Source organism: Nocardia halotolerans (assembly GCF_042650145.1).
In the GTDB taxonomy this organism is placed as follows: Bacteria; Actinomycetota; Actinomycetes; order Mycobacteriales; family Mycobacteriaceae; genus Nocardia; species Nocardia halotolerans.
On sequence record NZ_JBHSDL010000025.1, the window covers coordinates 696,342 to 710,250 of the forward strand.

Annotated in this window: 12 protein-coding genes, 1 tRNA gene and 1 other RNA gene; 8 read left to right on the top strand and 6 right to left on the bottom strand. The window is 67.9% G+C overall.

Annotated elements, in window-relative coordinates; translation table 11 throughout:
• Positions 1 to 360: 360 nt before the first annotated feature.
• The gene (locus ACFO5K_RS21755) at positions 361 to 570 is read left to right on the top strand and encodes a DUF397 domain-containing protein (protein WP_378565963.1); all 210 of its coding nucleotides are present in this window, start codon (positions 361 to 363) and stop codon (positions 568 to 570) included.
• 85 nt (positions 571 to 655) lie between these two features.
• Positions 656 to 2,077 (top strand): wax ester/triacylglycerol synthase domain-containing protein, encoded by a 1,422-nt coding sequence (locus ACFO5K_RS21760; RefSeq protein WP_378565965.1) that lies wholly within the window; start codon positions 656 to 658, stop codon positions 2,075 to 2,077.
• Here ACFO5K_RS21760 and ACFO5K_RS21765 read toward each other — a convergent pair.
• Positions 2,074 to 2,460 carry a helix-turn-helix domain-containing protein gene (locus ACFO5K_RS21765; protein WP_378565967.1) on the bottom strand — a complete coding sequence of 129 codons (387 nt, stop codon included), beginning with the start codon at positions 2,458 to 2,460 and terminating at the stop codon, positions 2,074 to 2,076. The genes ACFO5K_RS21760 and ACFO5K_RS21765 overlap by 4 nt on opposite strands.
• A 266-nt stretch (positions 2,461 to 2,726) precedes the next feature.
• Positions 2,727 to 3,371: a helix-turn-helix domain-containing protein gene (locus ACFO5K_RS21770; protein WP_378565970.1), complete on the bottom strand. Its 645-nt coding sequence runs from the start codon at positions 3,369 to 3,371 to the stop codon at positions 2,727 to 2,729.
• Between the two features lie 344 nt (positions 3,372 to 3,715).
• Here ACFO5K_RS21770 and ACFO5K_RS21775 point away from each other — a divergent pair, with 344 nt between their 5' ends.
• Positions 3,716 to 5,167 carry a threonine/serine exporter family protein gene (locus tag ACFO5K_RS21775; protein WP_378565973.1) on the top strand — a complete coding sequence of 484 codons (1,452 nt, stop codon included), beginning with the start codon at positions 3,716 to 3,718 and terminating at the stop codon, positions 5,165 to 5,167.
• Here the strand turns inward: ACFO5K_RS21775 and ACFO5K_RS21780 are convergent, their stop codons facing one another.
• The 3 genes from ACFO5K_RS21780 to ACFO5K_RS21790 form a co-directional block, all read right to left on the bottom strand.
• Positions 5,168 to 5,593, bottom strand: a complete 426-nt coding sequence (locus ACFO5K_RS21780) for a DUF5994 family protein (protein WP_378565976.1) — start codon at positions 5,591 to 5,593, stop codon at positions 5,168 to 5,170.
• Positions 5,594 to 5,850: 257 nt separating this feature from the next.
• Positions 5,851 to 5,938 (bottom strand) — tRNA-Ser (locus tag ACFO5K_RS21785).
• A 67-nt stretch (positions 5,939 to 6,005) separates the two neighbouring features.
• Positions 6,006 to 7,088: a hypothetical protein gene (locus ACFO5K_RS21790; RefSeq protein WP_378565979.1), complete on the bottom strand. Its 1,083-nt coding sequence runs from the start codon at positions 7,086 to 7,088 to the stop codon at positions 6,006 to 6,008.
• A 152-nt stretch (positions 7,089 to 7,240) separates the two neighbouring features.
• On the opposite strand from ACFO5K_RS21790, the gene ACFO5K_RS21795 reads away from it, so the two are divergent.
• From ACFO5K_RS21795 to ACFO5K_RS21810, 4 genes are all read left to right on the top strand, one after another.
• Entirely contained in the window at positions 7,241 to 7,813 is a 573-nt protein-coding gene (locus ACFO5K_RS21795) for a TetR/AcrR family transcriptional regulator (protein WP_378565982.1), read from the top strand.
• A 26-nt stretch (positions 7,814 to 7,839) separates the two neighbouring features.
• Positions 7,840 to 7,934, top strand: an RNA gene (ffs, locus tag ACFO5K_RS21800) — signal recognition particle sRNA small type.
• A gap of 148 nt (positions 7,935 to 8,082) precedes the next feature.
• Entirely contained in the window at positions 8,083 to 9,366 is a 1,284-nt protein-coding gene (locus tag ACFO5K_RS21805) for an aminotransferase class I/II-fold pyridoxal phosphate-dependent enzyme (protein ID WP_378565985.1), read from the top strand.
• A gap of 428 nt (positions 9,367 to 9,794) precedes the next feature.
• The gene (locus tag ACFO5K_RS21810) at positions 9,795 to 10,373 is read left to right on the top strand and encodes an HhH-GPD-type base excision DNA repair protein (protein WP_378565988.1); all 579 of its coding nucleotides are present in this window, start codon (positions 9,795 to 9,797) and stop codon (positions 10,371 to 10,373) included.
• Positions 10,374 to 10,557: 184 nt separating this feature from the next.
• On the opposite strand, the gene ACFO5K_RS21815 is transcribed toward ACFO5K_RS21810, so the two are convergent.
• Positions 10,558 to 12,192, bottom strand: coding sequence for a DUF2207 family protein (locus ACFO5K_RS21815; RefSeq protein ID WP_378565991.1), 1,635 nt, complete (start codon positions 12,190 to 12,192; stop codon positions 10,558 to 10,560).
• A gap of 271 nt (positions 12,193 to 12,463) precedes the next feature.
• Between ACFO5K_RS21815 and ACFO5K_RS21820 the strand changes: the two genes are divergently transcribed.
• Positions 12,464 to 13,375 (top strand): neutral zinc metallopeptidase, encoded by a 912-nt coding sequence (locus ACFO5K_RS21820; protein ID WP_378565994.1) that lies wholly within the window; start codon positions 12,464 to 12,466, stop codon positions 13,373 to 13,375.
• Positions 13,376 to 13,909 lie beyond the last annotated feature (534 nt).

Sequence of the window (13,909 nt, forward strand, 5' to 3'; positions counted from 1 at the left end):
AATTGACGTATCACGGACTAATCACACGAATGTAAATCGTGATGTGTCAGCGGGCTGGGTAATGGGTAGGGGGTGTCTGGCAATGGTCCCGCAAACGCTCGACTTCGCAAGCTTGGCAAATGCATATGAGAAAGCAAATTCTCATCCGCAAACTTGCGGAAGACCTGCTAGTGTTCTTCCGCGGGGGCAGCCCCCGGAGACCGAAACGTCTCGATGTGCTGGTTCGCGCCGATCGGTTGCGTGCACTGTGTGGCATCGCTGTGTGTGCCACGAAGTAACTCCTCGGTCGCGCCGGATTCTGGAATGTTGCAACGAATCCTCGAGTTATCCCGTTCTCGCTGATGCAAAGGAGCAAGTGCTGTGGAAGTTGATGTGACGGGCGCTGTGTGGCGCAAGAGCAGCTACAGCGGACCTGATGGGAACTGCGTGGAAGTGGCCTTTCTCGCCGGCGGCGATATCGCGGTCCGCGACACCAAGGACCGTGGCCGCGGACCCGTGCTGGCCTTCGGTCAGGGCGAGTGGCGGGCATTTCTCGCCGACGTCACCGCGGGGCAGTTCGCGCGCGGCTGAACCGCGTATGCGCCTCGAGCGGGCAGTCCTGGCCCCGGGTCGATAGGGACTCGGGGCCTTTTCAGCTGTGCCCTATCGTGGCCGGATGACCACGATGGCCGCGCGCGACGCGACGATGTTCTGGTTGTCGCGGCGCACCGTCAATGATGTGTTCCTGCTCTACTGCTTCGCCGAATCTCCCGCTACCACGGACGAACTCCGCGCCTTCACAGCCGCGCGCGCCGACGGCATCGCCGACCTACGGATCCGGGCGCGTGAGATCGCGGGCGGGCTCGACTATCCGCGCTGGGAGCCCGTCGAATTCGCGCCCCAGCAATTCATCGAACATCGGCCAGCGGCCCCGGCTTGGCATACCGTGCTCACGCGGGTCGGCGAACTTCTGGGTACCGGCCTCGACGCCACCGAACATCCGTGGCGCATTCATGTCTTCCGTGGGGTGCGCGATGCGCCGGGATCGACCGGGCCGTCGTTGGTGGCGGTCGTCCAGCTCTCCCACGCCTTGGCCGACGGCACCCGCGCCGCCGCCCTGGCCAGATCGCTGTTCGCACCGGAAGAAGTTGTCCACAACCATCCCGCCGGCCCTGTGGACAACTTCACGCGAAACCCGTCAGATCCTGCGAAAAACCCTCTCCGGCCTGTGGATTACTGTGCACAGATCTGTGGATGGTTCACTGACCCGAGAGTGATTGGCGCGCTGCGATTTCCCCGGCAGTTGGTCAGAACTGTCCGCCGTGGTCGCCTCGCCCACGCGGCGCAGCGGGAACTGCTGCGACGTGGCGACGCGGGTGAGATACCGCCCGCGGCAACGGGCTTCGATCCGTGCGCGTTGAATCCGGCCGCACCGGTGCGCACTTTCGATCATCGCGTTCGGATGCTCGTTCTGGACGTCGGTGCACTGCGCGTTCCCGGGCATACAGTCACTGTCGTTGCCCTGACGGCTATTTCGCGCGCACTCGCCACCTACCTAGCCGAACGCGGTCAACTCCCGCGGCACCTCGGCACCGCTGTGCCGATGGCGCTGCCCGCGCCCGGCACCGCCCGCAACAACTACCGCGGTCTGTCGATCGACCTGCACATCGAAGAACCCGACCTGCGAATCCGCGCCGACCGGATCGCCGAAGAACTCGCCATCCGCCGCGAGCGCGCGCTGAATCCGCTGCTCGCCGCACAGGATCGAGTCGGCGAGACGGTACCGGCGCTGTTCACCGTCCGTGATGTGGAACGCGCCGACCTCGACACCGTGCCGCCCGCCGTGGACGGCAACACCGTGGTCTCCAGCGTCTACCGCGGCGCCGCCGACCTCTCTTTTGCCGGTGCGCCGGTGCGGTTCACGGGTGGTTTTCCGGCGTTGGGCACCGTCATGCACCTCACCCACGGCGTACACGGCATCGGTGAAACCGTCGCGTTGTCGGTGCATTCCGATCTCGCCGTCATTGCTGATCCGGACCGCTACCTCGAACTACTCGCCGAATCGGTGCCGGCCGTGGTGGCGGCGTCGACCGGTTAGCGACGTTTGCGCGCCAGTTCGGCGCCGACGGCCCGCAACGCGGAGTGCAGGGCCGCCGCCGGATCGGTGCCGGTGGCTTCGCCTTCGAGCAGTCCGTCGATCCGGAACGGGCAGTGATAACCGGTGGCGTTCGCGCCCTGGTGCGGTGGGCCGATCTCGATGAGCGGCTTGCCTGCGCGGTGGGCGTGCACCCGTTCGTACCAGTCGATCACTTCCGAAGGCGCGGCGCGCGTGCCGGTTTCGTAGTGGCCCAGCGCTGCCCTGCTGTAGGGCACGCGGGTGGCGAGCGCCGCCAGGGACAACCCGGCCTCTTCCCGTAGTCGCCGCAACCGTGCGCCTACGAGAGTGGTCTCGACGTTCCCCTGCTCGCCCCGACTGGACATGGTGCCATCGTAGAGAACTGTAGACGTTTGTAGACGCTTTTTGCTGTCCAAAAGGTCTTGACGGCGACCATACTTTTCTTCGGCGGCTTCACCATCACCATACCGCGCCACCCGTGCCAGCACTGACTCGTTCGGAGGGGAAAGATGGACATCTTCCTGTGGATTGCCGTGGGGCTGTTCGTGTTCGGCGCGCTCACCCGCTACCTGTTGCGGCTACCGCCGGTCGACACCGCGCGCCCGACGGTGACCGACATCCACCGGCGGCTTCAGGCCGAACGTGAGCTGCCCGGCCAGGACCCCACCGTGCCGTCGGTACGTACGAGTTCCGAGAGCAGCTTCTCCGCATCGGACTTCTCCCTGGCCAGGGCACTCCAGCCCCGGACCAGGCCGTCGGGCCCGGATTTCGTCGTCCACGAGCCGACGGCCTGAGCGCCTTGGGGATGCAGCGAGTAGTAGATGGTGCCGACCGGAAACGCGATGTCCATGCCGCGTACCCAGCCGGTGAGCGCGTCACCGTCCCAGACCCGCATCTCGCCGCGCACACCGGCAGGTGGATCCGCCTGCGCGGCCGGGGCTTCGGCGGCCGAATCGAGCAGCAGATGGTCACCCTCGTGCCGGATCGTCACCTCCGCTACCTCGACCTCCTCGCCGTGGTTCGCCGCTTTCTGCCAGGCTGCCCACCACCGGCCGGCCAGGTCGACCCGGTTGTCGACGATGCCCGCCAGCTCGGCCAGCGAAATACGCAGCGCCTCGGCCAACCGGATCGCGACCGGCAGGGTCGGCGACTGTTCCTCGGATTCGTAGCGGGTGATCTGTCGCGAACTCACCCCGATCGCGGTGGCGAGCGCGGGCTGCGACAGCCCGAGCAACCGCCGCCGCTCCTGAATCACCTTCCCCGTCCCGGTGTTCATACAGTCATCGCCTCCATCGCCGGCCCCTACCGTCACACCCTGCCCGACACATCCGCACCAGACCCGCCGACAACGCGGACTCACACCAGCGGAAACGAAGACCGCTGGCGCGCCGCGCATGCCGACTGCGTCGCCGATTCTCCCATCTCTTCGCTTCAGCAGGCCCGTTTCGTGCTGACTGAGCACGATGGGTGCGGACCACGCTGTCTACAGCATCTGGCGGCCACCGCCTATAGCACCGGACTGATAGATGACATCTGAACTGTCGCCACAGTTACCAACGACACGTTGACGATGACGTTGCGGGGGAGCGAACCCACCCGCGACGCGATTACCGTCGAAGCATGAGTGTGGACCCAGTGGCGGAAGGCGACGGTGCCACCACTACGGAACGCCCGAGTCTGCGAGACAGATTCCGGCTGCGCCGGCCCTTCCTGCTGCCCTCGCAGCGGGCCACCGCCGACAACATCGTCGCCGCGCCCGCGCCACTGCGCCCGATCGATCTCAGCGACGACGCCGAGGTGGCGCAGGTGCTCGACCTCGCGGTGCGGGTGGGGGAGGTGGTGCTCTCGGCCGGCACCGGTGTCGGTGACACCTCGGCGCAGGTTCGCTTCATCGCCTCCACCTACGGTCTGGACAAGTGCGACATCGACGTCACCTTCGACGCGATCCGCATCTGGGCCGACCGCGGCGCCCGGCTGCCCCCGGCCAGCGATATGCGGGTGGTGAAGTACCGCTCGCTCGACTTCACCCGCCTGGCCGCCGTCGACCGGTTGACCCGCCGGATCCGCAGCCAGGTGGTGCCCGTCGACCAGGCGCACGCCACCCTCGACGAGATCGTCTCGCTGCGCCACCCCTATCCGCGCTGGGTGTCGACGGCGGGCTGGTCGCTGCTGGCGGCCTCGATCGCGGTGCTGCTCGGTGGCGGCGTGATGCTGGCGGTGATCAGTTTCGCGACCACCGCCGTGATCGATGTGGTGAACCGCGCGTTGCATCAGCTCGGTCTGCCGCTGTTCTTCCAGAACATGATCGGTGGTGTCATCGCCGCCTCGCCGGCGATCGCGCTCGCGGGCTTCCTGCCGGATTGGCGAGCCGATGCCGCGCTGGTCGTGGCCGCGGGCATCACCGTGCTGCTCAGTGGACTCCAGCTGGTCGGTTCAGTGCAGGACGCCATCACCGGTGCGCCGGTCACCGCCGCGGCGCGCATGCTCGAAGTGGTGATGATGACCGGTGGCATCGTCGCGGGCATCGGTCTGGCGCTGCGCGTGTCGGCCATGCTGGGCATTTCGGTACCCGAGATCGCCGCGGGCGCGGGACGCGACACCGAGTTCCTCGCGCTCAAGTTGTGTGCCGGTGCCGTGGCGGCGGTGGCCTTCGCGATGGCCTGTTACGCCGAGCGCCGGGCTCTGTTCGCGGCCGCGCTCAGTGGCGCGGGTGGCACAGTGGTCTTCCTCATTGCGCAGGACATCGGTTTCGGCCCGGTGGTGGCCTCCGGGATGGCGGCCACGCTGATCGGTATGGCCGGTGGTCTGATGGCGCGGCGGGCGCTCACGCCGCCGCTGGTCGTCGCGACCGCCGGAATCACCCCGCTGCTGCCGGGTCTGAAGGTGTATCGCGGGCTCTACTTCATGCTCGAGGACGAGACACTGCTCGGCTTCAGCCAGATCCTGGGCGCCTTCGGTGTGGGCTGCGCGCTGGCCGCGGGCGTCATCCTCGGTGAATGGTTCGACCGTCTGCTCAGCCGCCGTGGTGGCACACCGCGCGACTTCGACCCGACCTACACCAGCGACCGCTGATCAGCGGGCCCGCACCAGGGTGCGTGGCCCGTCGGCGGCGGTGTCGGCGGGCGCGGGATCCTGGATGCGGGGCTTGCCCGCCGCCCAGCGCATATGGCTGCGGGCGGCGGCCGGTTCGGTCGCCGCGGGGATGACGAGCAGCGCCAGCGCCGCTCCGGTGCTGCCGACCAGGTGCATGATGCGGGCGGCCTGATCGTTCGAGTCGCTGCCCGCCTCGCCGGCGTTCCAGTCGAAGCCGAGCTGGGCCAGATTGCCGATGCGCGGGCTCACCGCGGCCACCAGCTGGTGCAGTTCGGTCATCGGCTGGTCGGTCCGCGGCCACCAGGCGCCGTCGATCGGGCCGGTGGCGGTCTTGCGATCGCGCAGCATCAGCCGGATCGGCCCGGTCGCGTCGCGGCCGATGCTCGTGTCAGGTGATGTGTTCACTGTGTTCTCTCTGAGTTCTGGCGGTCGGTGCCGTGGTGGCAACGACCGGCGCACGCCGTCGATTCACCACGGGCGCGAAGGGTAAGTACCCACTCCGCTGTGTCTGCACGCTCATTTTTGTGAGGAGCGGCGACGACAGCGAGTGGATGTGGTGGGGGTCTCCCGCACCATCGGGGCATACTCTACGGGTGCCCACCGACAGATCCACCGATTAAACGAACAGGGCCCCGACCGGCGAACCGATCAGGGCCCTGCTGTGGCGGAGGATAGGGGATTTGAACCCCTGAGGGCGTTAACCCAACCCGCGTTCCAGGCGAGCGCCATAGGCCACTAGGCGAATCCTCCGTGGAGCAGCATAGCCGGTAGCAGGGGGTCGATACCAAACCGGCCCCCTGGTACCCACTCTGACCTGCTATTTCTTCAACGCCGCCAGCACCTTGCGGACCTGGGATTCGGCGGCGGTGCGCATGGCGGCCTTGTCGAAACCGCCCATCGTCTCCACCTCGATCTCGACCTTCACCGAGATATTGCTGTCGAGCACGGCGACCACGTAGGTGTAGTCGTTCGGGATCGAACTGTAGATCCGCTGCTCGGCGGCGTAATACGCCTCGGTGCCCAGCCCGCTGATCGGCCCGTGGTCGTAGTCCTTGCCGGTGGTCTTGGTGTCGTAGCTCTTCCACCGCGAGTAGTCCGATTCGGTTTCACTCTTGGTCATGAACTCGACCTCGAGCGCGAGGCTCGCACTGTCGCCCCGGCGGCCCGCGTCCTTGTTGGCGGCGTCACAGTCGTAGGACCCGCCGCCGATGTACTCCGAGGGGCCACGTTCGGTGTGGGTGGTCGTGTCGCGGGTGGTCGACCACTGGTTCAGCACGCTCAGGTCGACCAGATCGCAGGCGTTCGTGCCCTCTTTGAAGACATAGGAGCCCGCCCACTCCGAGGGGTCCGGGCCGAAGGGGTTGTCGTCTTCGACCTTGTCGGCGGCGAAGGCGAGCAAACCGATCATCAGCGCGCCGATCAGCACGATCGAACCGCCCACGATCCACCACACCGCCTTGTTGCCCGACGAGGGCGGACGCGGCGGGGTGCCCCACGGCTGTTGCGGTGGCATCGCACCGAAGGCGGCTTGCGGCTGCGGACCACCGGGGAACGGCTGCGGGTTGACTCCACCGGGCTGTGGTGCGGCGGCGAACGGCTGGGGTGCGGCGAACGGCTGCGGGTTGACCCCGCTCTGCGGTGGCTGCGCCGCGAAAGGTTGGGCGTTGGCGCCACTTTGATATGGCGTCGCGGCGGCGTACGGCTGCGGGTTTGCGCCGCTCTGATACGGCGTCACCGCGGGCGGACCCGGGTAAGGACCGGGCCCGATTTCGCCACGCAGCAAGGTCGGGTCCGCCTGCGCGGGCGACTGCCCCGCATCCGGGCCCGGGCGCTCCCACCACTGCACGGTGGGGTCGGACGGTGGTACTGAGCCGGGTGGTTGTTGATTCGGGCCGGTCACGCGGAACCCCCTGTAAGTCACGGGGAACCGGAACCCCCCTCTGCCGATATTCGGATAGATGGTAGCCAGCTTTACCATCGGCCAGGCGACTATACGGCTGCGTACACTGGGGGATCGGCCGCTCGCCGCGGCCGCGAACCGAGCGATACGAGGTGGCAGACAACGTGGGCACCGCACGGACACCCCGGCACCGATGGGTGGAGGAAGGTCTGCACGTACTGGCCACCGCCGGCGTCGACGCGGTGCGGGTGGAGGCGCTGGCCAAGCGCATCGGCGTGACCAAGGGCGGGTTCTACGGCTACTTCGCCGACCGGGACGCGCTGCTGGTGGCGATGCTCGAGACCTGGGAACGCGAGGCCATCGACGAGGTACTCGACCGGGTCGAGCACGCGAGCGCCGACCCGAAGACCAAGGCGCGCCTGGCCGGCATCCTCACCTTCTCCAGTCACCGATTGCTGCCCATCGACCTCGCGATCCGCGACTGGGCCCGCCGTGACGACGACGTCGCCGAACGCCTGCGCCGGGTCGACAATGCCCGAATGGCCTTGCTGCGCGAGACGATCGGCGAATTCTGCGATGATCCCGACGAGGTCGAGGCCCGCAGCCTGCTCGCGTTCTGCGCGGTCATCGGCGGGCACTTCCTGGTCGCCGATCACGAGGGCCGCAGCCGAGCCGAAGTCCTCGCCCGCGCCGCCGACCTGCTGTTCGATCCCCCCGATCGCTAGTCGGTCCGACAACCGCTACACTGGCTCACGGATCCCGCGCGGCGTGCATCCTGTGAACTCCCCCAGGGCCGGAAGGCAGCAAGGGTCAACGGGCTCTGCCGGGTGCGCGGGGTCCCCTTTAATTTTCGAGGGGCCCGCGCCCGACGGATCCGCTTACGCACCTTCGCAGCGTGCGAGCCCAGATCGAGGTGGGATAGCCCGCCGATTCGGAGCAACCGCCGGGTAACGTGGCCGAAGACCCAACTTGCTGCTTCGAAAGGCTGTCCAGGATGCCCCGGCAAACGCAGATCGGTTTGATGAGCCACGCGGAACTCGTGTCCGAACACGAGTCTCAGCGCGCGAATTACGCGAAGCTCCAGACCGAGAAGCTCACGCTGGACCTCACCCGAGGTAAGCCGTCGCCGGAACAACTCGACCTGTCCGACTCGCTGCTGGCCCTTCCCGGCGACGGCGACTTCCGCGACGGGTCGGGCACCGACTGCCGCAACTACGGCGGACTCACCGGCCTGCCGGAACTGCGCGCGATCTTCGGTGAACTACTCGGCATCCCCGTCGACCAGCTGGTCGCGGGCAACAACGCCAGCCTCGAGATGATGCACGACCTCATCACCTTCTCGATGCTCTACGGCACGCCGGACTCCCCGCGCCGCTGGGCCTCGGAAGAGACGATCAAGTGGCTGTGCCCGGCGCCCGGCTACGACCGCCACTTCGCCATCACCGAGGCGCTCGGCATCGAGATGATCACCATCCCGATGCGCCACGACGGCCCCGACACCCACGCCATCGCGAAGCTGCTGGCCGAGGACCCGCAGATCAAGGGGCTGTGGGCGGTGCCGAACTACTCCAACCCCACCGGTGTCGTGTACTCCGAAGAGGTTGTGCGCGAACTCGTTTCCATGCGCGCCGCCGCCCCGGACTTCCGGCTGTTCTGGGACAACGCCTACGCGGTGCACCCGCTCACCGACACCGCGGCCCCCGTCATCGACGTGCTCGGCCTCGCCGCGGCGGCCGGTAACCCGAACCGGCCGCTCGTGTTCGCCTCCACCTCCAAGATCACCTTCGCCGGCGCCGGGGTGAGCTTCTTCGGCTCGTCCAAGGCCAACCTCGACTGGTACCTCGGACACGCCGCGAAGAAGAGCATCGGGCCCGACAAGCTGAACCAGCTGCGGCACCTGCGCTTCTTCACCGACGCCGAGGGCGTGCGCGCACACATGCAGAAGCATCGCGCCCTGCTCGAGCCGAAGTTCGCCCTGGTACGCCGCATCCTCGAAGACCGCCTCGGCGCCACCAAGGTCGCGTCGTGGACCGAACCCAAGGGTGGCTACTTCATCAGCCTCGACGTGCTCGACGGCACAGCCTCACGAGTGATCGCGCTGGCCAAGGACGCGGGCATCGCGCTCACCGCCGCCGGCTCGGCCTTCCCGTACCGCAACGACCCCGAGGACAAGAACATCCGCATCGCCCCCAGCTTCCCGCGACTGCCGGAACTGGAGAAGGCGATGGAAGGACTGGCCACCTGCGTCCTGCTCGCGGCGACGGAGAAGCTGCTCTAGTTTTGGAGCGCTGGCGCGCTCGAGTCGGCGGCCCCTTGTGTCCCGCCGGTCAGGCACCGTTGCTTGCTCCTTCGTCGCGTACGCAACGGTGCCTGACCGGCGGGACGGTCGCCGACGGCCGACTTCGTCGGCCTGCCCTCCCTAGGGGCCGGGCGTGCGGGGTCGGGTGGCTGTGCGCCTGCCTCCCGGGCGGGCCTGCGCGGGCGAGTGAGTGTGAGCCTGCTTCCCTGGGGCGGGCGTGCGCGGGCGAGTGGTTGCGTGCCTGCATTCCTGGGGATCGGGCGTGCGGGGGCGAGCCTGCCTTCCTGGGTCGGCGCGAGCGGTCGGTGTGCGGGCGCGCCTTTCTAGGCGGCGCGATGGGGGTGCGGGGTTCGTTCTCGGTGGTCGGGCGTGCGCGGGCCGGGCGTGAAATGTGTCACGATGAAGGTATGACTCGTCCGCTGTGTCTTGCGCAGGAAACCGAGGCCGACGACCTGCTCAGCACCGATGACTTCGCGTTGCTGCTGGGCATGCTGCTCGACCAGCAGTACCCGATGGAGCACGCGTTTCGTGGGCCGCGCAAACTTGCCGAGCGCATGGGCGGTTTCGATCTGCGCCGCATCGCCGACGCCGATCCGGCCGAATTCGAAGAACTCGCCGCGACCCCGCCGGCCATCCACCGCTACGGGCGTTCGATGGCGCGGCGCGCCCAAGCGCTGGCCCAGTACGTGATCGAGCACTACGACGGCGACCCCACCCGCATCTGGACCGACGGTGATCCCGACGGCAAGGAAGTCCTGCGCAGATTGCAGGACCTCCCCGGATTCGGCGCGCAGAAGGCGAAGATCTTCCTCGCCCTGCTGGGCAAACAACGCGGCGTAGAGCCCGCCGGCTGGCGCCGGGCCGCCGGTTCCTACGGCGACGACGGCTCGCGCCGCTCAGTCGCCGACGTGGTCGACGCCGACACCCTCGCCGAGGTCCGAGAGTTCAAAAAACAAGCGAAAGCCGCCGCGAAGAAGGCAACCTGACCAGCCGCTCGCCGACAAGCAACCCACTGATCACGCGAGCACATGGGTAACTCCCCAGCCACCTCCGAGCCGCCCACCTCAGAAACGTAAGGCCGACAGTCAACAGACCGCCATCCGGACGACTCGCTGAAGACCCGGAGAGGCGGGAAAGCCCGCTGAAGACGCGGAGAGGCGGGAAAGCCCGCTAAATACGCGGAGAGGCGGGAAAAGCGCTTTCCAGGGCGGTGATGAAGTAGGGGAATTGGGAGGCGAAGCGGTGTAGGTTGCGGTCGCGGTCGTAGCCGGCGAACCAGTAGATGCCCGGCTGGGAGTCGGCCGACGGGTCCATGTCGCGGAAAGCGCGGATCCAGTTGTCGGCGCGGCCACTGATCACCGTGTAGGGCAGGGCGCGGGAGAACACCGTTTCCTGGTCGATCGGGGGGATGCGGTCCCGGGTGACGCTGTCGAGCCCGCGCTGCATGGCCCGTACGCGCCCGACGACGGTGTCGCCCAGGGTGGTTCGGGTCGGCAGGTAGTTCGGCAGCAGCATCGCGGCCCCGCCGGCCAGCGCGATGGCCACACCGACCAGGGCGTGGCCGGAAGTGAATGCCAGGGCCACGGTGGCGATCACACCGATGGCGAGCAGGGCGGCGCCGGCCAGGCGCGCGATGGTGCGTTGTTTCGGGTCGGCGAAGGCGCCGGTGGCCACGGCGTCGTCGACCATGGCGGCGCGGATCGGGTCGAGCCGCAGCCGGCCGGGGGCGCGTAGTTCGCGCACGGCGACGGTGTCGGTGCCCTCGGGCAGCAGCATGTCGTAGACGGCGCGCTCGTAATCACGCAGTTGGTCGTCGGGGGCGTTCACGCGGCTGATCCGCCAATCGTCTTCACCGCGCGCGTTCACCGGGGTGATCCACAGGTACCGGCGGACGGCGAGATCCACGACGGTGGCGGCGATGTCGACCGGGTCGACGTGTTCGTCGAGCAGCAGACCGGCTTCACCGGGTAGCACGCCGTCGGGGGAGGTGAACTCCACCCGGCCGCCCTGCTCGCTGAGTGGTTCGAACGCGTCGCTGCCCCGCCGCGCCGCCGCGCCACGCTTTCGGGCGGTGAGCACGTAGGCGATCATCGCCGCCAGTGCGAGCAGCAGCGCGCCGAAGGCGGCGAGCACGGGCGCGGTGAAGGCGAAGAAATTGTTCGAATCACTGCTGCGCACATCGGCGTTGGCGGGCACCGTGCCGGGCGGCATCTGCAGGGTGAGGTCGATCGCGTCGCCCTTGCGCAGATCGGTCTGGCTCAGATAGAGCACGCCGTCGGGTTCGACATGCACCTCGGCGCACGGCTCGGCCTGACCGACGGGCCCGAGTTTGCAGTCCACGATGCCCATCTGGAAGCTCGGGCTGATCACCGACACATCGAGGGTGGCGATGTCGGCGTTGAGCACGCCGAGCCAGTGGAACATCTGCGTGCCAGGGGCTTCGGAGACCGTGTTGTGCACCGTGTAGGTGAACTCGGATTCGCCCGGCTTCGCTTCGACGACGAACCGGTCGTCGACCGTGCCGGCTGTGCCCGCGCCGGTCGCGGACACGTCGGTGACCTTGAAGATGCGTTCCACGTCGTCGCCGACCTTCAGGCGCAACGGCAGTGACATGGTGAAGGTTTCCCCGGCCGGCACCGCCACGGTTTCCACGACCTCGAGGACGCCCGCTTCGGTGAGCGTGAGGTCGGCGGTGATCGAGACACCGGCGGGCGCGGGCTCCGTGTGGGCTACCGGTGCGGTCGCGAGCAGACCCGCCGCAGCGAGCAGCAGCGCGCCTGCGGCGCCCCCCCGAAAAGTCAGCATGGCTGCTTACTCTAGACAGCTTGCTATTCTGCGTCAGCGGCTGTCGGCGACGAACTAGACGAGGGGGTACGGGGGCGTGACCCAACCACCGTACGGTTATGGCCCATACGGGCCTGGTGGACGACAGGTTCCGCCGCCCCCCGGCTATCGACCACCCCCGGGATATCGGCCCCAGCCGGGTTACGGTCCGCCGCCGGGATACCCCCAGCCGCAGGGTTATCCACAGGCTCGGCCCGCCTACGGTCCGCCACCGGGCTACCGGCCGCCACCGATGCCCTACGGCCCGCCCGGCCGACCCACCCCGCCACCCCGCAAACGCGGCGGCGGCTTCACCGCGCTGCTGCTGGTGGTGATCTTCCTGCTGGTCGGCGGCCTGGTGAAATACGCCGTGGGCCACGGTATCGACGTGGGCATCGACGCGCTCGGCCCCGAACCGGAAACCACCTACACCCCCGACCCCGACGCCGCACCCGCCAAAACCGGGGACAACCCGCTGGTCACCGACGCCGCGGGCACCCTGGTCCCGGCCTCCTGCGACTACGCCCCCTGGGGCACCCAGGTGGACCGCGCCCGCGGATTCTTCGAATCGGCCGCCACCTGCCTGGAAGCGGCCTGGAAACCGGTGATGGCCTCGAACGAGCTGCCGTTCGAATCACCCACCCTCAGCGTCACCGCCACCACCGACGGCATCACCACACCCTGCACCGGCTCCACGAGCAACTTCGCCGCCTTCTACTGCCCGGCCAACAAGACCATCTACATGCCGATCAGCCAGCTGCAAACCGACCAGTTCCGCGACAACTGGGTGGTGTACCTGTCGGTGTTCGCCCACGAATACGGCCACCACATCCAGGCCCAATCCGGGATCCTGCGCAAAGCCAACAGCGAACGGATCGATGTCGGGGTGCGCTCGGCCAAGGGGCTGGAACTCTCGCGCCGAGTGGAGTTGCAAGCCAACTGTTTCGACGGAATGTTCATCTCCGCGACGAGCGGCGGCGGATCGTTGACATCGTCGCAGGTGACGTTGGCGACCAGGGATTCCTACGGTCGCGGTGACGGAGTGGGCGACATGCGCGACCACGGAACCGCCGAAAACGGTGGCCAGTGGTTCGAATCGGGCCTGAACCACAACCGCACCACCCAGTGCAACACCTTCACCGCCCCCACCTCCTCCGTGAGCTGAGGGGCTGTTCCGCCTCTCCGGGTATTTTGGCCAGGCTCGAGGTGCGTGGGGAGTTGGGGAGGCGGCAAGCTTTTCGGGGGTGGTGGATCAGCCCGTTCCCGGTGAGTTACCCATGTGCTCGCCTGTTTCGGCGCGACTTCGCCAGGGTCAGGCATGTGGGGAGTTGGGGACGCGGCAAACTGTGGTGTCGGGGTGGGGCGTACCTGCCCGGGAGTTGCTCAGATTTTTTGTGACCAATTGGTAGGTGTCGTGTATCCACCGTCTCAGCCTCCTTCGGGGGGACCGCCTTACGGTGGGCCCAGGCCGCCGTACGGGCCGCAGGGGCCCGCGCCCTATGGGCAGCCGCACGGGCAGCCGGTGCAGGGGCCGTATGGGCAACCGGGGCCGAATCCTTATGGGCAGCCCGGACCTGCTCCGTATGGATATCCGGGAGCGGCGGCGTATGGGCGGCCGGGAACTGGTCCGTATGGGCGGCCCTTGCCTCCGCCGTATGGCTTTGTGCCGCCGGGGTATCGGCCGTATCCGCCGCCGCGC

Coding starts and splice junctions, on each gene's coding strand:
- ACFO5K_RS21760 (WP_378565965.1), top strand. CDS start 656: ATGACCACGATGGCCGCGCGCGACGCGACGATGTTCTGGTTGTCGCGG.
- ACFO5K_RS21765 (WP_378565967.1), bottom strand. CDS start 2,460: ATGTCCAGTCGGGGCGAGCAGGGGAACGTCGAGACCACTCTCGTAGGC.
- ACFO5K_RS21770 (WP_378565970.1), bottom strand. CDS start 3,371: ATGAACACCGGGACGGGGAAGGTGATTCAGGAGCGGCGGCGGTTGCTC.
- ACFO5K_RS21775 (WP_378565973.1), top strand. CDS start 3,716: ATGAGTGTGGACCCAGTGGCGGAAGGCGACGGTGCCACCACTACGGAA.
- ACFO5K_RS21805 (WP_378565985.1), top strand. CDS start 8,083: ATGCCCCGGCAAACGCAGATCGGTTTGATGAGCCACGCGGAACTCGTG.
- ACFO5K_RS21810 (WP_378565988.1), top strand. CDS start 9,795: ATGACTCGTCCGCTGTGTCTTGCGCAGGAAACCGAGGCCGACGACCTG.
- ACFO5K_RS21815 (WP_378565991.1), bottom strand. CDS start 12,192: ATGCTGACTTTTCGGGGGGGCGCCGCAGGCGCGCTGCTGCTCGCTGCG.
- ACFO5K_RS21820 (WP_378565994.1), top strand. CDS start 12,464: ATGCCCTACGGCCCGCCCGGCCGACCCACCCCGCCACCCCGCAAACGC.